This is a genomic window from Streptomyces sp. NPDC004788, assembly GCF_053601115.1.
Map to the genome: position 1 here is coordinate 1 of NZ_JBSGBF010000135.1, position 17,674 is coordinate 17,674.

Consider the following 17,674-nt stretch of genomic DNA (forward strand, 5'->3'; position numbering starts at 1 on the left):
TGGGCAGGACGAGGGCGCCGCCCCGCGGTATCCCGACTCCCAGCTCACGTTTCATCACGAAGTCGGCGGTCAGTGCCTGCTCCGGTGCGGCCCGGCCCCGGTGTCGCCGGGCGAGGGCGGCGGCGCCGTGGGCAGCTCGTTCCCGTCGCCCTGCGGCGCCGGTACCGGCGCGCCCGAGGCCCGCAGGTCCTTGGCGGCGGTGACGATCTTCGGGGAGAAGCCGAACCAGAGCACGGCGAAGGCGATCGCCGCGCTCATCAGCAGTCCGCCGGCGACCATCAGCCAGGCGCCCACGACGGGACGCTGGTCGAAGGTGGCGTCGAGGTCGAGCGAGGTGTCGTCGCCCGACCGCCGTACGGCCACGGTGAAGCGGTGCGACTCCTCGCCGCCGGTCCACCGCACCGCCTGCGGCCGCACCGCGAGTTCGGCGAAGGCGGCCCGGCCCGGCTCGATCCGCACGGCGTTCGGCCGCACCTCGAAGGCGAGCCGGTTGGCGTCGTCCCGTGCCACCAGGGACGCGGTCAGCGGGGTGTTGCCGACGTTGTCCACGGCGATCCGGGCCCGGCCGCGGAAACGGCCGAAGAGCGCCGGGGGCAGCAGCTCGGCGCGGACCTCGGTGAACGGCGTGACGGTCAACTGCCCTTCCACCACGTCACGGGCGGCCGGGTTCTCGCGCGGTTCGACGCGGATGCCGTACGGGACGGGCCCGGCCGAGACGTCCGGCGACCGGGGCGGCGCGAAGGAGATCTCGGCGGTCCCCTCGCTGCCCGGGTAGAGGCGGAGGACCTCCGGCTCCACCCGGGACCACCCCGAGGGTTTGCCGACGAGCGAGAGGCGGTACTCCTCGACGGTGTCCCCGGTGTTGCGCACCCGCAGCCGGGCGGAGGTCCGGGCGCCCGGCTCGACGGTCGTATCGGCCGGATCCAGAGAGGTCCACATGGTCATGGCCGGAGGCTAGGTCGGCCGCACGGGCCTCCGGTTGCCCGAGCGTCCCTGGTCAGGGGCAGGGCGGCGTGACCGCGCGGTCCGGGGCCGGGAGTGTTCCCCGTTCCATGGGGGTGTGGGCGGGGGCGGGTGTTCCGGCGCGGGGGTGCGGGGGCGGTACGGGGCGGGCGCGGCACCGGGTAGGGGCCGGGCACAGCAACGCGTAGAGGGCCGGGCACGGCACCGCGTAGAGGGCCGGGCACAGCACCGCGCAAGGGGCCGGGCGCGGCGCCTGGTCGTGCCCGCGCGGCCACGCGTCGTTGCCCGCGCGTTGCCCTTGTCTTCCTGGCCGCGGGCTCGGCGCCCCGGCGAGAGTCGATGGCGTCCGAACGCCGACGACGACCGCGGATGCCGTACGGCCCGCGCAGGCGCCGCCACCACTGTCCGGTCCAGCGATCGAGTGATCCAGGAGAGCCACGCACCCATGCCCACCTACCTGTCCCCCGGCGTCTACATCGAGGAAGTCGCCCGCGGCTCCCGCCCCATCGAGGGCGTCGGCACGTCCGTCGCCGCCTTCGTCGGACTCGCGCCCACCGGACCGCTGAACGAGCCGGTCCTCGTGACCAACTGGTCCCAGTACGTGGCCTCGTTCGGCGACTTCACGGACGGGTACTACCTCGCCCACTCCGTGTACGGATTCTTCGACAACGGCGGCACCGCCGCGTACGTCGTACGGGTCGGCGGCGGGGGCGACCGGGAGGCCGCGCGGGCGGTGTCCGCGGCCGCCGCCGACCGACCGCAGCAGCCGGCGCAGGCACAGGCACAGGCACAGGCACGGCCGGAACTCGTGCCCGGGGACGCCGTCGCGCTCGGCACCTTCCGGGTCGCCGCCATCGCCGCGGGCACCGAGGCGGGCGGGGCGCTCACCGTCGAGGTGCAGGACGTGGAGGGCGAGCCGGAGCGCTTCAAGCTCGTCGTGAAGGACGGCGAGAAGGTCGTCGAGAGCTTCGACGCCTCCGCCAAGAAGAGCGCCCGCAACTACGTGGTCACGCAGGTCAGGCAGCGCTCCACGGCCATCGTCCTGGAGGAGGCGGCGGCCGGCGGCCAGCTCGCCCGGCCCGAGGCGCAGGTCGTGACCCTGGCCCCGCCGACGCAGGCACCCGCGTCCGCTGCCGCGCCGGCCACGGGGGTCGCGGGCGCGGCGGGTGCCGCAGGCGCCGCGGGGGCCGCGCCCGGAACCGGCGACTCGCTGGAGTCCGCGCGGTTCATCGGCGACTCCGCCGACCGCACCGGCTTCGGCGGCCTGGAGGCGTACGACGAGATCAGCATGGTCGCCGTGCCCGACCTGATGGGCGCCTACCAGCAGGGCCTGATCGACGCGGAGCAGGTCAAGGCCGTCCAGCTCGGCCTCATCGCCCACTGCGAGCTCATGGGCGACCGGATGGCGATCCTGGACCCGCCGCCCGCCCTCAACGCGCGTGACGTGCGCAAGTGGCGTCAGGAGACGGCCGGTTACGACTCCCGGTACGCCGCCGTCTACTACCCGTGGATCAAGTCCTTCGACCCGGCCTCCGGCCAGACCCGTACCGTCCCGCCGTCCGGCCACCTGGCCGGCGTCTGGGCCCGCAACGACGCCGAGCGCGGCGTGCACAAGGCCCCCGCCAACGAGATCGTGCGCGGCGCCGTCGACCTCGAACTCCAGATCACCCGCGGCGAGCAGGACCTGCTCAACCCGATCGGCGTGAACTGCATCCGGGCCTTCCCCGGCCGCGGCATCCGCGTGTGGGGCGCCCGCACGCTCGCCTCCGACCCGGCCTGGCGGTACCTCAACGTCCGCCGCTACTTCAACTACCTGGAGGAGTCGATCCTCGTCGGCACCCAGTGGGTCGTCTTCGAGCCCAACGACGCCTCGCTCTGGGCCCGCATCCGCCGCAACGTCTCGTCCTTCCTGGTCAACGAGTGGCGCCAGGGCGCGCTGTTCGGCCAGCGCGCCGAGGACGCGTTCTACGTGAAGTGCGACGAGGAGACCAACCCGCCGGAGTCCGTCGACCTCGGCCGGGTGGTCTGCGAGATCGGCATCGCGCCGGTGAAGCCGGCGGAGTTCGTGGTGTTCCGGCTGGCGCAGTTCCAGGGCGGCGGCGGGGAGCTGGAGGAGTAGCCCGCCTTCGGTTCCTCGCAGCCCGGACATCCGGACCTTCCGAACCTGTCGAACCTCCAGACCCTTCCTTACCTGTCGAACCTCCCGAACACGAAACAGGAGTGTGACCCTTCATGTCCCTCGACACCGGTGACGCCCTCACCAGTCACAATTTCGGCCTCCAGATCGACGGGGTCATGGTCGAGACCCTGCAAGAGGTCAGCAGCCTCTCGATGGAGCAGGACGTCATCGAGTTCCAGCAGGTCACGGCCGACGGCAAGCCGATCATCAAGAAGCTGCCCGGCGTGAAGAAGGCCGGCGAGTGCACGGTGACGCGTGGCGCCACGCAGTCCCCGGCCTTCACGGAGTGGATCTCGTCCTCGATCGCCGGCGACATGGGCTCGGCCCGCAAGGACGCCTCCATCATCTTCATGGACTACCAGCAGAACGAGGTGAAGCGGTACAACCTGCGCAACGCCTGGTGCACGAAGGTCCAGCTGAGCGCGACAAAGGCCGGTGACGCCACCGCCCTCACCGAGCAGGTCACCATCACCTTCGAAGAACTCACCCTCGGCTGATGCGACGCGACGGATCGACGGCGGTGGCGCCGCGGGCGCAGGGGCCGGGGCTGGGCCAGGGACTGGGGCCGGGACTCGGTTCGGGGCTGGGCCAAGGCCCGGGGCAGGGCCCGGGGCAGGCGCAACACGAGCGCCGACAGGAGCCGCTCCGCACGGAGTTCGAGTTCGAGCTGCCCCGCGGCTTCGTCGACGAGACGGGCACCGTGCACCGCACCGGCGCGATGCGCCTGGCCACCGCCCGGGACGAGCTGGTGCCGCTGCGGGACCTCCGCGTCCGGGAGAACCCCGCGTACCTCTCCGTGGTCCTGCTGGGCCGGGTCATCACCCGCCTGGGCACGCTGCCGTCGGTCCACGACGGCACGGTGGAGAACATGTTCGCCTCCGACCTGGCCTTCCTCCAGGACTTCTACCGGCAGATCAACGCGGAGGGCCACACCCGGGCCGCGGTCGCCTGCCCGCACTGCGAGCAGTCCTTCGAGGTCGAACTCGCCGGGAGCCGCCTGGGGGAATCGTGACGTACGCGGCGGACCGGATCGAGGAGGAGACCGCGTACCTCGCCTTCCACTTCCACTGGGGAGTGGACGACATCCTCGACCTGGAACACGCGGACCGGCGCGGATACGTGGCACGGGCGGCGGCGCTGGTGGAGCGGTCGGCGGCGGCACAGGCGTAACGACGTTACTGAGAAGGGAGGTTGGAGACGATGGGCATGTTCGAGAAGTGGGGACGACGTCGGCGGAAGCCGTACGACGCGGCCGCGGCGGCCGAGGCGGTCGACGCTCCCGCGACCGGGCCGGTGCCGTCCGGCAGCGCCTGGCAGGCGCTGCCGCCGGTGCAGCGCGTCCTCGACTCCCCGCGCCCGGTCGCGGAGCCCGGCTTCGCCAGCCACCTCGCAACCCACTGGAACCCCTCCTTCCACAGCAACCTCGGCCACGGCGCGGTGCCGGACGCGCCCGGCGGCGTACTCCTGGACGCGGTACGGCCCGTGGGCCCGACGGAGCGCCAGGCCGGCGCCGAACTGCCGGGCCTGCGCCTGCCGGCCGCCGCCCCCGAGGCCAAGCCCTCGGCCGCGACCGGGACGCCGGCCACCAGTACGTCCCGGCCACCGACGGTTCAGCGTGCCGCCGCCCAGACGGACGGCGCGGCCACGACTGGAAGCGGTACAGCAGCACCCCTTCCGGTTCGAGGCGATGCCACGACACCGCCGATGGCGACGGAGGACACCACTCGTACGCCCCCGCAGGCACCTGTCGCAACACCCCCGGCGTCCGTCCGGCCCGCACCCGTACGACGCTCCCCCCTGCTCTCCGCCCGCCCCGCGCAGCCGCAGCGCCGTCTCGCCGCGGCGAGCGCGAGCCGGTCGGACGGCGGGGAGGCGCCCATCCAGCGGGCAGCGGCCGCGACAACCGCCTCGACCGGCGCCACAAGGCATGGCTGCACGCCGGCGCCGGAGACGGCGCCCGGTCGGTTGGCGGCAGCGCCTGGCACGGCACCCGCCCGGTTCGCGGCAGCGCCTGGCACGGCACCCGCCCGGTTCGCGGCAGCGCCAAGCACGGCACCGGTCCACGGCGCGGCAGCGCCGGAGACGGCATCCGCGCAGGGCACCGCAGCGCCCAGGCCCGCAACCGCCCAGCAGGGAGCGGCCCCAGCCGCGACGACCGCAGGGACCGACGCAACTCGCCTCGGCGGCGCACCGACGGCGGGGGCGGCACGGGTCCAGCGCACGGCAGCGCCAGGCACGGCACCGGTCCACGGCGCGGCAGCGCCGGAGACGGCATCCGCGCAGGGCACGGCAGCGCCAGGGGCGGCGCCTGTCCAGGGAGCGCAAGCGCCCGGAGCGGCGCCCTCCCACGGCACGGCAGCGCCCGGCATGCCGCCCGTCCAGCGGGCAGCAGCCCCGGCGACCGCGACGACCGACGCCACCCGGCCCGGCGGCACACCGACGCCGGGGGCCGCGCCCGCCAGGGGCACGACACCGCCCCGGACGGCACCCGCCCAACGGGCAGCGGCCCCGACGCCGACGACCGCCGCGACCAATTCAGCCCATGCCACTCAGCCCGGCAGCACGCCCGCGCCGGAGACGGCACCCGCCCAGGACACGACACCGCCCCGGACGGCACCCCTCCAACGGGCAGCGGCCCCGACGACCGCCGCGACCACTTCAGCCCATGCCACTCAGCCCGGCAGCACGCCCGCGCCGGAGACGGCACCCGCCCAGGACACGACACCGCCCCGGACGGCACCCGCCCAACGGGCAGCGGCCCCGACGCCGACGACCGCCGCGACCACATCGGTTGAAGCCACGCGCCCCGGCACGGCATCCGCCCACCCTGCGGCAGCGCCAGGCATCGCACCCGGCCAGCGGACAACGACCGCATCGGCCGAGGCCACTCAGCCCGGCAGCACACCCGCGCCCGCGCCCGCGGCTGGGCCTGCCCGGCAGGCCGACGCGGCCTTCTCGGCTGCTGCACGCCCGGGCGCGACGTCCGTCCAGCGGACGGAGGCCGCTGCGCAGAGGTCCGTGGGCGAGCCGATCGCCCCGGCAACGGCGGCGGGCGCGAGCACGACCGCCCCCAACGGCGCTGCCCGGCCCGTCGAGCCGACGCGGCCGGGAGCAGGTCACCAGGACGCGGCCGCCCCGACCGGCGCCACCCCGCCCGGTCTCACATCGACGCAGACTCCGGCGCCTGTCCAGCGGGCAACGCCCGCGGTGCGCCCGCGCATCGCACCCACGCCCGGCGCGGCGCCCATCCAGCGCGCAACGGCACCCGCACCCGCCCACTGGTCGGCCCCCGCCGCACCCACGCCCCCGACGACCGCCGCCCCCGCCCCCTCCGTACCTCCCATCACCGCGCCGGAGCCCTTCGTCTCCGGTCGGTCTCAGAGCTCCTCGGTCCCGGTTTCCCCCGCCGGGGCCGAGGTCCCTCCCGTGCGGCAGCGTCCTGCCGTGCGCCGTTCGCGGCGCGCGCCGGGGGGCGACTGGACCGCGACGGCGTCCACGCCGCCGGCGAGCCCAGCCCGGCTGGGGCTCGGTGCTCCTCTGCAGCGGGCCGTGGCCGAGCCGTCCGGGCTGCGGACGAACACTCCGCCGCGGCGCTCTCCCGTCGGCGCGCCGATCACCCCGGCGCCCATGGCACCGAGCCCCGAGCCCGCCGTGACGCCGGCACCAGCACCGGAAACCACGGTCCAGCGCTCCCCCGAGCCGTCCGTCCGGCTCCCGCTCCCCCTCGTGACCGTCACCGACGTGCCCCGGGCCACCGCACCCGCCGCCCCGCAGCGGCACGCCACCCTGCCGCTCACCACCGCCCGCCCGCTCGCTCCCCGCACAGCGCCCCGTCAGGCCCCGACCACGCCTTCCCACCCACCCGCCAACGCCCCCGCCACCACGCCCGTTCAGCCGAGCCCCGCCCGCCCCGTGGTCCCCCTCGCGCCGCCCCCGGTCGCCGTCCAGCGCCGGAGCACCCCGGCCACCAGCCCGGCGCCGTCCCCCGCACCGGCACCGGCACCCGCACCCGCACCCGCCGCCACCTCCGTACCCATCCCTGCGGCCCCACCCGCTCCCCCAGCCCCGCACCAAACCCCGCCCACCGTCACGCGCACCGCCCCCGCCGAATCCCCCGCCCAGCTCGACGAGCTGGCCCGCCGGCTCGTCACCCCCCTCTCCCGCCTCCTGCGCGCCGAACTCCGCGCCGACCGCGAGCGCGTCGGCCGCCTCCGGGACCACTCCCACTGATCGACCCTCGCCCCGCCCGTCTATCCGAGAGACCGCCACCATGCCCACCCCGCAGGACCCCGCCTCCACCGTCTTCTTCAAGCTCGCCATCGACGGCCAGGACCTCGGCCTGTTCAACGGCTGTGACGGCCTCTCCTCCGAAGTGGAGGTGGAGCGGCGGCAGGAGGGCGGGAACAACGGTTTCGTCTGGCAGCTGCCGACCCGCGTGACCTTCTCCACCATCCGCCTGACGCGCCCGCTCACCCCCGACACCGCGAAGGTGGCGGCCTGGATCTCGTCGCTCGCCACCGGCATCACGCGCCCGACGGCCCAGATCGCGGCGCTGCGCGCCGACGGCTCGGTCGTGGCGCAGTGGGGTCTTGTGGAGGTGCTGCCGGTCCGCTGGACGGGGCCGACGCTCGATCCGGCGAGTCCCTCCGTGGCCACGGAGACGCTGGAGATCGCGCACCACGGGTTCACCGACGCGGGAGGTCTCTGAGATGGCGGCGCCGATCGGTGGGACGGCGGCGCGCGGGCTTTCGCGGGCGTCGCTCTCCATCCACCAGCCGCCGGCGGATCTGGACGGGCCGCTCGGCGGGAGGCTGGGCGAGGTGCGGTTCCAGTTCAATCCGGACGAGCTGCGGCTCAGCCGGGCGGCGGACTGGCACACGGAGCCGGCCGTCGCGTACACGCGGGGCGCGCCGCCGAAGTTCACGGGCAGCCGGCCGGCCTCGCTGGAGGTCGAGGTGTTCCTCGACGCGTCCGGGACCCCGTCGTCGACGGTGGTGCAGCAGCAGGTGGAGCTGCTTTTGTCCTGTTGCGAGGTGACGCAGCAGAGCGTGGAGTCGAAGGCGCCGTCGCCGCCGTGGGTGGAGTTCTCCTGGGGCTCGTTCTCGACGGTGCGGTTCGTCGCTTACGTGACGTCCGTGTCGGCGACGTACACGCTCTTCAGCCCGAGCGGCGTGCCGCTGCGCGCCACCTGCCTGCTCTCGCTCACCGAGATCGCGACGGCGACGAAGCGGCAGAACCCCACCTCCGGCGCGTTGTCGGCCCGCCGGACGCACCGGACGGTCTCCGGGGACTCGCTCGCGTCGCTCGCCTGGCGGGAGTACGGCGACGCGACCCGCTGGCGGGTGATCGCCGAGGCGAACGCCGTCGACGACCCGATGCGGCTGCGCCCGGGGACGGAACTGCTGCTCCCGTCCGCCACCGAGACGCCGGAGACCCATCCACACGCTTCGCAGATCAAGGGCACCCGATGAGCGAGAAGACCTTCACCACCGTCCTGCATGTGCAGCTCGACGGCACGCTGCTTCCCGACCCGCTGGCGGTGCGGCTCACCGAGGGCTGGGTGGACGCGAGCGTCAACGTCCCGTCCGCGTTCCAGCTGACCTTCAGCGACAAGGACGGCACCCTCACCGAGAAGTTCCCGTTCCTGAAGGTGGGCGCGATGGCGGTGCTGTCGCCGTTCACGGACGGCAGGCGCGGCGAGCCAATACTCACCGGCGAGGTGACGGCGGTCGAGGTGGACGCGGCGCCGGGGCACGGGCGGTATCTGATCCTGCGCGGGTACGACCCGGGGCACCGGCTGCTGCGGAACCGGCGGATCGAGGGCTATCCGAACATGACGGCCTCCGACATCGCCCGGCGGCTCGCCGCCCGCTGCGGCATCCCGGTGGGGCGGATCGACGCGACGCCGACCGTGTACGAGCTGGCCACCCAGCCCAACATCACCGACTGGGACTTCCTCTCCCGGCTCGCCCGGGAGAACGACGTACGGCTCTCGCTCGACCCGGCGGGCCGGCTGGTCTTCGCCGCGCTGCCGCCGGCCGCGACGGCGCCCGCCGACACGACTCCGGCGGCGCAGAGTCCGTACGTGCTGGACTTCGGGCACAACACGCTGCACAGCCGGGTGTCCGTGACCGCCGCCGGCCAGGTCCGCACGGTCGACGTGCGCGGCTGGGATCCGCGTACGAAGCAGGCGCTGTCGTCCCCGACCCCTGCCGTCGGGAGCGGCGACATCGAGTCCGACATCACGTCGGCACAGCTCTCCGAGCCGTTCGGGCCCGCCGAACTGGCCGCCACGGGACGGCCGTTCACGACGCAGTCGGAGGTGACGCAGGCCGCCGCCGCGCTCGCGGACGACGTCGCCGGTTCGTACGCGGAGCTGGAGGTGTCCGTCACCGGCAACCCCGCTCTCAAGCCGGGGCAGCCGGTGGCGGTGCGGGGCGCGGGCTTCCCCTTCGAGGGTCGCTACACGGCGACCGGGGTGCGTCATGTCTTCGCGTCGGGACGGCAGTTCACCACGTGGCTGACGGTCTCCGGCCGCCAGTTCCGTTCGCTGTACGGGACGGCTTCGGGCGGCGGCGAGCCGGCACCGTCGATGCCGGGCGTCGCGGTCGCGCTGGTGACGAACACCAAGGACCCGCTCTCGCTCGGCCGGGTCAGGCTGCGCTTCCCGTGGCTGTCGGCGACGTACGAGAGCTCCTGGTGCCGGGTCGCGCAGCTCGGCGGCACCGGGGGCGGCGGACTCGTGCTCCCCGAGGTGGGCGACGAGGTGCTGTGCGCCTTCGACCGGGGGTCGCTGGAACATCCGTACGTCCTGGCGGGGCTCTACAACGGCGTGGACCGGCACACGCCGGCCACCGACGGGGTGCCGCCGGTCGACCCGACGAGCGGCCGCGTCCAGTGGCGTGCGCTGACCTCCCGTACCGGCCACACCGTCGAGCTGCGCGAGGCCGGCGGCCGCACCCGCTCCTCGCACGGCGTGCGGCTGCGCACCGGGCAGGGGAAGCTCAGCATCGAGCTGAACGAGGCCCGTACGACCCTGACCATCGACAGCGACGGCACGGTCACCATCACGGGGGCCCGGGGCGTGACGGTCGAGTCCGGCAGGGATCTGACGCTGTCGGCCCAGGGGCGGATCAGCCTGGACGCGAAGCTCGGCGTGGACATCAAGGCGGGGACGAAGTTCAAGGTGTCGGCGCTCGCCCAGGCCGTCCTCAACGCGCCGTCGCTCATCACCTCGACCGTCCCGATGCCCAATCCCGTCGCCGCGAACCTGCCGTTCTAGAAGGGGACTTGTCATGAGTGAGCGTCATGAGTGAGCGCTTCGTCGGCGCGGGCTGGGCGTTTCCGATGCGCACCGGTCCGAGCGGCGCCATCGCCCTGGTGCGGCGCGACCGCGAGATCGAGGAGTCGATGCGGCTCGTGCTCGCCACGGCGCCGGGCGAGCGGCCGATGCGGCCCGAATTCGGCTGTGCGGTGCACGAGTTGGTGTTCGCGCCGGTCAACGACGCGACGATGGGCCGGATCCGCTACGAGGTGATGTCGTCGCTCGACCGCTGGGAGCCGCGCATCGAGGTGGAGGAGGTCACGGTCGCGCCGGCGCCCGGCGAACCGACCACCCTGCACATCGACGTCCGCTACCGGGTGCGCGGCGCCAACAACCCGCGCAATCTCGTCTTTCCCTTCTACGTCATCCCCTCCGAGGACTGAAAGCCCCGCCATGGCCCTGCCCGCACCCCATCTCGACGACCGGCGGTTCCAGCAGTTCGTCGACGACGCCAAGCGCTACGTCCAGCAGGCGTGTCCCGAGTGGACGGACCACAACGTCTCGGACCCCGGCGTGACCCTGATCGAGGCCGTCGCCCACATGGCGGACCAGCTGGTCTACCGGCTCAACCGGGTTCCGGAGAAGAACCACCTGGCCTTCCTCGACCTGCTCGGCGTGACGCTGTTCCCGCCCGCCGCCGCGCACGCCGAGATCACCTTCCGGCTGTCCGCGCCGCAACCGGAGCCGGTGCTGCTGCCGGCCGGCACGGAGGTGGCCACCGGGCGTACCGAGACGGAGGAGGCGGTCGTCTTCGCGACCGTCGCCGATCTGACGGTCGTACCCTGCGAGTTGACGCGTCTGCTGCGCCAGGAGGCCGGCGGCGCGCCCGAGGACCGCACGCAGGACGTCCTCGGCGGCGCCGACGTCCCGGTCTTCACGCCGTCGCCGCGCATCGGCGACGCGCTGCTCCTCGGTCTGTCGGCGGCCGTGCCGGACTGTGTCCTGGTGCTCGACCTGGACAGCCGGGTGGACGGCGTCGGCGTGGATCCGCGCCGGCCGCCGCTGGTGTGGGAGGCGTGGACGACGGCCGGCGGGTGGACGGTGTGCGAGGTCGACGAGGACTCCACGGGCGGTCTCAACCGGCCGGGCGAGGTGGTCCTCCACATGCCGTCCGGGCACGCGGTGTCCCGGCTCGGCGGGCACGAGGCGGGCTGGGTGCGCTGCCGGGTGGTGGAGCCGGTGGCCGGGCTGCCGTCGTACAGCGAGTCGCCGACGGTACGGGCGGCGGGCGCCTTCACCATCGGCGGCACGGTGCGCGCGGCGCACGCCGAGACGGTCCGGGACGAGCCGCTCGGCGAGTCCGAGGGCGTGCCGGCGCAGCGGATCCGGCTCGCGCACGCGCCCGTCGTGGACCGGCCGCCGCTGCTGCTCCAGGTCGCCGAGCGGGCGAACGGCGCCACCGGGGACGGTGTCGTCGGTGACGGTGTCGTCGGTGACGGAGACGACGAGGATCCGGACGCGGGCTGGCAGGAGTGGACCGTCGTCCCCGACTTCGCCTCCTCCCGCCCCGGCGACCGGCACGTCACCCTCGACGCGGCCACCGGCGAGATCTCCTTCGGTCCGGCCGTACGCCAACCGGACGGCACCGTGCGGCAGTTCGGTGCCGTGCCGCCGAAGGGCGCGGCGATCCGCGCGGTCCGCTACGGCACCGGCGGCGGCCGGGCGGGCAACGTGGCGCGGTCCACGATCACCGTGCTGCGCAGCTCCATCCCGTACATCGCCCGGGTCGAGAACCGCGAGGCGGCCCGCGGCGGCGTGGACGGGGAGACCGTCGAGGAGGCCAAGGCACGGGCGCCCATCACCCTGCGGGCGCAGGAGCGGGCCGTCACCGCCCGCGACTACGAGGAGCTGGCCCGCCGCGCCGCGCCCGAGGCGGCGCGCATCTCCTGCCTGGCGGCGGACGCGTCCGAGGCGGGCGAGAACGCGGTCCGGGTCCTGGTCGTCCCGCAGGCGGTACCGGACCGGGGCGGCCGGCTGCGCTTCGAACAGCTCGTGCCGGGCGAGGAGTTGCTGTCCCGGGTGAGCGGGTTCCTCGACGAGCGGCGCCCGCTGGGCACCCGGCTCGCCGTGGGGCCGCCGTACTACCAGGGCGTGACGGTGGTCGCGACGCTGCACTGCTTCCGGGCGGCCGGTGCGGAGCGGGTACGCGCCGACGCCCTCGACACGCTGTACGGGTACCTGGACCCGCTGACCGGCGGCGCGCACGGCGAGGGGTGGCCGTTCGGGCGTCCGCTGCGGGCCGGCGAGATCTTCGCCGCGCTGCAGCGGGTGCCGGGGGTGGAGCTGGTGGACGAGGTCCTGCTGCATCCGGCCGATCCGCTGACCGGGCGGCGGGGCGAGGCGACGGACCGGATCGAACTGGCGCCGTCCGCGCTGCTCTTCCCCTTCGACCACCACGTCCGTGTGATCGAGGCGCGGTGAGGGGTTCGGCGAGGGATTCGGCGAGGGGTTCGGTGAGCCGCTCCTCGCGCGGCACGGTGCCGGGCCTCGCGACGCCGCACCCGCTGGGCGCGGCGCTGCCCGCCGTCTACGCGGAGGACGAGTTCGGGCAGCGGTTCGTGGCCGGCCTCGACGTGGTCCTCGCGCCGCTCTTCCACGTCCTCGACTCGCTGGCGGCGTACTTCTCGCCCGCGCTCGCCCCCGAAGACTTCGTCGACTACCTCGCGACCTGGGTCGGCGCGGAGCTCGCGGGCACCGAGCCGCCGGAGCTGCGCCGGCAGGCGGTCGCCTCGGCCGTGGCCCTGCACCGGGTGCGCGGCACCCGCCGGGGGCTCGCCCTCGCCGTCCGGCTCGCCTTCGGCGTCATGCCCGAGATCACCGAGAGCGGCGGCGCGAGCTGGTCCGTCCGTCCGCTCGGCCCGTTCCCCGGCACCCCCGAGCCCGGGGTGCACGTCACGCTCCGGGTCGCCGATCCCGCCGCCGTGGACCCGTACCGGCTGCGCGCTGTCGTCGCGGCGGCCCGGCCCGCGCACCTGCCGTTCACAGTGGCCGTGACGCCCTCTTCCCGAACCTCCGAAGGAGCCCGATCCCATGACTGACGCGCCCGCGTCGACCCGCCCCTGCCCGGACTGCGCGAGCCCGGTGCGCGCGACCGACCAGTCGTTCTGCGACAGCTGCGGGGCGTTCCTGCGCTGGAACGGCCGGCAGGCCGAGGACCCGGCCGGGGCGTCGGCCGAGGACCCGGCCGAGGCCCCGACGGAGGAGCGGGCGGAGGAGCGGGCGGCCGACGAAGCGCCCGCACCGGCCTCCCCCGAGGACACCGTCGTGCGCTCCCTCCTGGTCCCGGTCCCCGAGCACGAGGAGGACGAGCCGCCGGCCGTCGCCGCTCCCGTGCTGCCTGCCCGCCCGGAGGCGCCGCCGCCCACCGTCCGTACCCCCGAGGCGCCCGCCGCGGCACCGGACGGCCCGCCGTGCCCGGCCTGCGCGCGCCCGAACGTCCCGGGCCGCCGCTTCTGCCGCTTCTGCGCGACGCCGATGGTCCCGGAGCGGCCGGACACGGCCGACGGCCCGTACGCGGGCCAGCGCCCCGGCCTCCCGCGCGACCGCCGCCACTGGATCGCCCGCGCGCTGGTCGCCGCGGGCGTGGTGACCGTGGTGGTGGGCGGCGTCATCGGCGGCCCGCCCGCCGCCCGCGCCGTCCAGGACCACTTCGCCACCCGCGTCGCCGTCCATCCGGTCTCCTGGGCCGCGTCGCACTCCGCCCCGAAGCAGGCGCCCCTGCTGGCCGGCGACGGCTACTCCAACACCTGGTGGGGCACCGGTTACGCGGGCGACTCGGCGGGCCAGTACCTGGAGGCGCGCTTCGGCGAGCCGACCGACCTGCTCGACGTGCTGATCACCCCCGGCAGTTCGAGGACCACCGCGCAGTCCGACGGGCAGGCGGCCCCGCGCACCTTCGACCTCGTGGTCATCGACTCCTCCGGCACCGCCCACGTCTCCCACCACACCGTGAACGACGGCGGCGCCCAGCGCCTCGCCGTCCGGGTCCGCGACGCGATGTCGGTGCGCCTGGTGCTGCGCACGGCCTGGCGGGCCGACGCGCGCAAGCAGGTGGCCGTGGCGGAACTGGAGTTCTTCGGCCGGTCGGTCTCCTGACCGGGCGGTCGCCCGGCCGGGGCTACGGGCGCGTCAGCCCTTCGCGGGGGTGACGGTGACGACGGCCGTCACCCCGTCGACGCGGAAGACGGCCGCCTCGTCGTCGGGGAGCAGGATCGCGTCGAACCGGTCGAGGGTGAGGCCCGACTCGGCGGCCGTGGCCGTGCCCGCGAGCGTGATCACGAGGGTCTGGCTCCCGCTCCGCGGGGCGACGGTGAACTCCTCGCGCTTCATGCTGACGTCCGCCGTCACGGCGTCGCGGCGCGTCATCACGTTGAAGTCGACGATGGGGCCGCCGAGCAGCCGGCAGTCGGTGGCGGCGTCGCCGGAGAAGGCGAAGGGCTCGTACGGGGCGGCGACGGTGTGCGGGGTTCCGTCGACGGTCAGCTCCATTCCCGGCCCGTCGACGACCGTGATGACGCGGTCGATCCCCGGAAACGCGGAGAAGGGGCCGCCGGACGCGACGTCGGCCAGGCTCACCCGCCAGACGAAGTCGTCCAGGCCCGCCCCGGCCGGGCCGGCGGCGACCTCACGGGTCACGCCGCCGCCGTTCCGCCAGGGCGTCGCCGGCCGCTCGTGCGCCCTGAGCAGGCGTCCTTCGATCATGAGATGAGCTCCATGTGTTATGCTTACGAAGTTGCAGTTGTGGTACCCATGAACCTATGCGCGCCTGACAGGAATGCTTGTCCCTGCAGGCGCATATTTTGTTTTTCCGGCATCTCCGGATGGGGCCTCTGCCTACAGAAGGAGAAGATCATGGCACAGGGAACCGTGAAGTGGTTCAACGCCGAAAAGGGTTTCGGCTTCATCGAGCAGGACGGCGGCGGTCCGGACGTCTTCGCCCACTACTCGAACATCGCCACCCAGGGCTACCGTGAGCTCCGCGAGGGCCAGCGGGTTTCCTTCGACGTGACGCAGGGCCAGAAGGGCCCGCAGGCGGAGAACATCGTCCCCGCCTGATCGCCACACGCGTATCCGCTCGCCGGGGTCCGCACCGTCATGGTGCGGACCCCGGTTTGCGCTGTTTCCAGGATTCCAGGAAGGCAGACACCTGCATGTCCCGTAGGTCCCCGAAGTCCAACCGGCGCGCCTCGTCGCCGTCACCGGCCCCGTCGTCGCCGAAGGAGTTCCGGCTGCCGGAAAGCACGACGCCCGCGCTTCCCGCCGTCGAGGACTTCGCCGGCATGGACCTGCCCGCGGGGCTGCTGAAGACCCTCACCGCGCAGGGCGTCACCACCCCCTTCCCCATCCAGGCCGCCACGCTGCCCAACTCGCTGGCCGGGCGCGACCTGCTGGGGCGCGGCCGCACCGGCTCCGGCAAGACCCTCGCGTTCGGACTCGCGCTCCTGGCCCGTACGGCCGGACTGCGGGCCGAGCCCAAGGCGCCCCTCGCCCTCGTGCTCGTCCCCACGCGTGAGCTCGCCCAGCAGGTGACGGACGCGCTGACCCCTTACGCCACGGCCGTGAACCTCCGGATGACCACCGTGGTCGGCGGGCTGTCCATCACCCGGCAGGCCGCTGCCCTGCGGCGCGGGGCCGAGGTGCTCGTGGCGAGCCCCGGCAGGCTCAACGACCTGGTGGAGCGCGGGGACTGCGTGCTGGACGACGTCCGCATAACGGTCCTCGACGAAGCCGACCAGATGACCGACATGGGCTTCCTGCCGCAGGTCACCAAGCTGATCCAGCAGGTGCGGCCCGACGGGCAGCGCATGCTCTTCTCGGCCACCCTGGACGCCAACATCGACCGCCTGGTGCAGCGGTTCCTGACCGACCCGGTCGTGCACTCCGTGGACCCGTCCGCCGGCGCGGTGACCACCATGGAGCACCATGTGCTCCACCTCCTGGACGAGACCGACAAGAAGGCCGTCACCACGCGCATCGCGGCCCGTGACGGCCGGGTCATCCTCTTCCTCGACACGAAGCGGTCCGCCGACCGGCTCGCCAAGCGGCTCCTCGCCGTCGGCGTCCGTGCCGCCGCACTGCACGGCGGCCGCAGCCAGCCGCAGCGGACCCGCACCCTGGACCAGTTCAAGAGCGGCCACGTCACCGCGCTGGTGGCGACGAACGTCGCGGCCCGCGGCATCCACATCGACGACCTCGACCTCGTCGTGAACGTCGATCCGCCCACGGACCACAAGGACTACCTGCACCGCGGCGGCCGCACGGCCCGCGCCGGCGGCACCGGCAGCGTGGTCACCCTGGTCCTGCCCGACCAGAAGCGGGACGTCACCCGGCTGATGTCCGACGCCGGCATCCGCCCCAGGACGGCCCGCATCACGTCCAGCGACGCGGAACTGGCCACGCTCACCGGCGCCCGGGAGCCCTCCGGCGTCCCCGTCACCATCGAGGTCCCCCAGCCGGCGGCTCCGGCGGCGGCGCCCCGCCGGGAGCGGAAGCCGGGCGGCGAGCCGGGCACGCGGTCCGGCGGGCGGTCCGGACGTCGCCGAAGGGGCGGCGGCGCGTCGTCGGCGGCCGAGGCCGCCACCCCGGCCGCGAACGACCGGAACCCGAGCCGCCGGACTTCCACCGGAGCAGCAGCGGGAACCGCCCGGCCTTCCGCGGGCGAGGGGCGCGGCGCTGCCCGCCGTACCGGCACCGGCAAGGCCACGGGCGGTGGCGCCGGCTCTGGCGGGCGCGGCACCGAGCGGCGGGCCGGAGACGGGGCGGCGCCCCGTAGCGCCTCCGGCAAGGCCGGTCAGACGGGCGGTGCGGGCCGCGGATCGGGCCGGCGGGCAGCGGGCGGCACCGGTGCCACCGGCACCACGGGCACCACGGCAGCTCCGGGTAACCGCTCGCCCCGCCGGGGCGAGCGCCGCAGGTCAGCGCCGTAGCGCGACCGGATCCAGAATCCCGGGTCTTGTAGCTCGGATCCCGGATCCAGGATCCAGTGGCTCGGATCCGGGATACAGGATCCAGTCGCTCGGATCCCAGATCCGGGATTCAGTGGCTCAGATCCAGGATCCGGGATCCAGTCGCTCGGATCCCGGATACAGAATCCAGTCGCTCGGATCCTGGATCCAGGACCCCGGATTCGCCCGGTGAAGCCCTGCTCAGTCCGTGGGTGATCCGTTCGACCTCTCCCCGTCCGACGACGTGTCGTCCGACGGGGGAAC

17 protein-coding genes are annotated in these 17,674 nt (G+C 74.4%); 14 read left to right on the forward strand and 3 right to left on the reverse strand.

Annotated elements, in window-relative coordinates:
- Positions 1–69 precede the first annotated feature (69 nt).
- Positions 70–945 carry a COG1470 family protein gene (locus tag ACWEJX_RS34860; protein WP_451611424.1) on the reverse strand — a complete coding sequence of 292 codons (876 nt, stop codon included), beginning with the start codon at positions 943–945 and terminating at the stop codon, positions 70–72.
- 463 nt (positions 946–1,408) lie between these two features.
- Between ACWEJX_RS34860 and ACWEJX_RS34865 the strand changes: the two genes are divergently transcribed.
- The 4 genes from ACWEJX_RS34865 (at position 1,409) to ACWEJX_RS34880 (ending at position 4,312) form a co-directional block, all read left to right on the forward strand.
- Positions 1,409–3,082, forward strand: a complete 1,674-nt coding sequence (locus ACWEJX_RS34865; protein WP_451611425.1) for a phage tail sheath family protein — start codon at positions 1,409–1,411, stop codon at positions 3,080–3,082.
- A gap of 113 nt (positions 3,083–3,195) precedes the next feature.
- On the forward strand, positions 3,196–3,639 hold the full coding sequence (locus ACWEJX_RS34870) for a phage tail protein (protein ID WP_451611426.1): 444 nt from the start codon (positions 3,196–3,198) through the stop codon (positions 3,637–3,639).
- The gene (locus ACWEJX_RS34875; protein WP_451611427.1) at positions 3,639–4,154 is read left to right on the forward strand and encodes a hypothetical protein; all 516 of its coding nucleotides are present in this window, start codon (positions 3,639–3,641) and stop codon (positions 4,152–4,154) included. The genes ACWEJX_RS34870 and ACWEJX_RS34875 overlap by 1 nt, the downstream gene beginning before the upstream one ends.
- Positions 4,151–4,312, forward strand: a complete 162-nt coding sequence (locus tag ACWEJX_RS34880) for a hypothetical protein (RefSeq protein ID WP_451611428.1) — start codon at positions 4,151–4,153, stop codon at positions 4,310–4,312. The genes ACWEJX_RS34875 and ACWEJX_RS34880 overlap by 4 nt, the downstream gene beginning before the upstream one ends.
- Positions 4,313–5,814: 1,502 nt before the next feature.
- Here the strand turns inward: ACWEJX_RS34880 and ACWEJX_RS34885 are convergent.
- Positions 5,815–5,943, reverse strand: coding sequence for a hypothetical protein (locus tag ACWEJX_RS34885; RefSeq protein ID WP_451611429.1), 129 nt, complete (start codon positions 5,941–5,943; stop codon positions 5,815–5,817).
- 826 nt (positions 5,944–6,769) lie between these two features.
- On the opposite strand from ACWEJX_RS34885, the gene ACWEJX_RS34890 reads away from it, so the two are divergent.
- The 8 genes from ACWEJX_RS34890 to ACWEJX_RS34925 are packed head-to-tail and all read left to right on the forward strand — an operon-like array spanning position 6,770 to position 14,561.
- Entirely contained in the window at positions 6,770–7,372 is a 603-nt protein-coding gene (locus tag ACWEJX_RS34890) for a hypothetical protein (protein ID WP_451611430.1), read from the forward strand.
- A gap of 40 nt (positions 7,373–7,412) precedes the next feature.
- Positions 7,413–7,850 (forward strand): phage tail protein, encoded by a 438-nt coding sequence (locus ACWEJX_RS34895; protein ID WP_451611431.1) that lies wholly within the window; start codon positions 7,413–7,415, stop codon positions 7,848–7,850.
- 1 nt (position 7,851) lies between these two features.
- The gene (locus ACWEJX_RS34900; RefSeq protein WP_451611432.1) at positions 7,852–8,613 is read left to right on the forward strand and encodes a CIS tube protein; all 762 of its coding nucleotides are present in this window, start codon (positions 7,852–7,854) and stop codon (positions 8,611–8,613) included.
- Entirely contained in the window at positions 8,610–10,424 is a 1,815-nt protein-coding gene (locus ACWEJX_RS34905) for a VgrG-related protein (protein ID WP_451611433.1), read from the forward strand. Before ACWEJX_RS34900 ends, ACWEJX_RS34905 begins: the two co-directional genes overlap by 4 nt.
- Positions 10,425–10,450: 26 nt before the next feature.
- On the forward strand, positions 10,451–10,849 hold the full coding sequence (locus ACWEJX_RS34910) for a GPW/gp25 family protein (protein WP_451611434.1): 399 nt from the start codon (positions 10,451–10,453) through the stop codon (positions 10,847–10,849).
- Positions 10,850–10,859: 10 nt separating this feature from the next.
- Positions 10,860–12,887 (forward strand): putative baseplate assembly protein, encoded by a 2,028-nt coding sequence (locus tag ACWEJX_RS34915; RefSeq protein ID WP_451611435.1) that lies wholly within the window; start codon positions 10,860–10,862, stop codon positions 12,885–12,887.
- Positions 12,888–12,919: 32 nt separating this feature from the next.
- Positions 12,920–13,504, forward strand: coding sequence for a phage tail protein (locus tag ACWEJX_RS34920; protein WP_451611436.1), 585 nt, complete (start codon positions 12,920–12,922; stop codon positions 13,502–13,504).
- Complete coding sequence (locus ACWEJX_RS34925) at positions 13,497–14,561, forward strand: NADase-type glycan-binding domain-containing protein (protein ID WP_451611437.1); 1,065 nt, start codon at positions 13,497–13,499, stop codon at positions 14,559–14,561. Before ACWEJX_RS34920 ends, ACWEJX_RS34925 begins: the two co-directional genes overlap by 8 nt.
- 33 nt (positions 14,562–14,594) lie before the next feature.
- On the opposite strand, the gene ACWEJX_RS34930 is transcribed toward ACWEJX_RS34925, so the two are convergent.
- Entirely contained in the window at positions 14,595–15,167 is a 573-nt protein-coding gene (locus ACWEJX_RS34930) for a HutD/Ves family protein (RefSeq protein WP_451611438.1), read from the reverse strand.
- 150 nt (positions 15,168–15,317) lie between these two features.
- Here ACWEJX_RS34930 and ACWEJX_RS34935 point away from each other — a divergent pair, with 150 nt between their 5' ends.
- Together ACWEJX_RS34935 and ACWEJX_RS34940 are read left to right on the forward strand one after the other, a co-directional pair.
- Positions 15,318–15,521, forward strand: coding sequence for a cold-shock protein (locus ACWEJX_RS34935; RefSeq protein ID WP_389217499.1), 204 nt, complete (start codon positions 15,318–15,320; stop codon positions 15,519–15,521).
- 95 nt (positions 15,522–15,616) lie between these two features.
- The gene (locus tag ACWEJX_RS34940) at positions 15,617–17,392 is read left to right on the forward strand and encodes a DEAD/DEAH box helicase (protein WP_451611439.1); all 1,776 of its coding nucleotides are present in this window, start codon (positions 15,617–15,619) and stop codon (positions 17,390–17,392) included.
- Positions 17,393–17,674 lie beyond the last annotated feature (282 nt).

Coding starts and splice junctions, on each gene's coding strand:
- ACWEJX_RS34860 (WP_451611424.1), bottom strand. CDS start 945: ATGACCATGTGGACCTCTCTGGATCCGGCCGATACGACCGTCGAGCCG.
- ACWEJX_RS34865 (WP_451611425.1), top strand. CDS start 1,409: ATGCCCACCTACCTGTCCCCCGGCGTCTACATCGAGGAAGTCGCCCGC.
- ACWEJX_RS34870 (WP_451611426.1), top strand. CDS start 3,196: ATGTCCCTCGACACCGGTGACGCCCTCACCAGTCACAATTTCGGCCTC.
- ACWEJX_RS34875 (WP_451611427.1), top strand. CDS start 3,639: ATGCGACGCGACGGATCGACGGCGGTGGCGCCGCGGGCGCAGGGGCCG.
- ACWEJX_RS34890 (WP_451611430.1), top strand. CDS start 6,770: ATGGCACCGAGCCCCGAGCCCGCCGTGACGCCGGCACCAGCACCGGAA.
- ACWEJX_RS34895 (WP_451611431.1), top strand. CDS start 7,413: ATGCCCACCCCGCAGGACCCCGCCTCCACCGTCTTCTTCAAGCTCGCC.
- ACWEJX_RS34900 (WP_451611432.1), top strand. CDS start 7,852: ATGGCGGCGCCGATCGGTGGGACGGCGGCGCGCGGGCTTTCGCGGGCG.
- ACWEJX_RS34905 (WP_451611433.1), top strand. CDS start 8,610: ATGAGCGAGAAGACCTTCACCACCGTCCTGCATGTGCAGCTCGACGGC.
- ACWEJX_RS34910 (WP_451611434.1), top strand. CDS start 10,451: ATGAGTGAGCGCTTCGTCGGCGCGGGCTGGGCGTTTCCGATGCGCACC.
- ACWEJX_RS34915 (WP_451611435.1), top strand. CDS start 10,860: ATGGCCCTGCCCGCACCCCATCTCGACGACCGGCGGTTCCAGCAGTTC.
- ACWEJX_RS34925 (WP_451611437.1), top strand. CDS start 13,497: ATGACTGACGCGCCCGCGTCGACCCGCCCCTGCCCGGACTGCGCGAGC.
- ACWEJX_RS34930 (WP_451611438.1), bottom strand. CDS start 15,167: ATGATCGAAGGACGCCTGCTCAGGGCGCACGAGCGGCCGGCGACGCCC.
- ACWEJX_RS34935 (WP_389217499.1), top strand. CDS start 15,318: ATGGCACAGGGAACCGTGAAGTGGTTCAACGCCGAAAAGGGTTTCGGC.
- ACWEJX_RS34940 (WP_451611439.1), top strand. CDS start 15,617: ATGTCCCGTAGGTCCCCGAAGTCCAACCGGCGCGCCTCGTCGCCGTCA.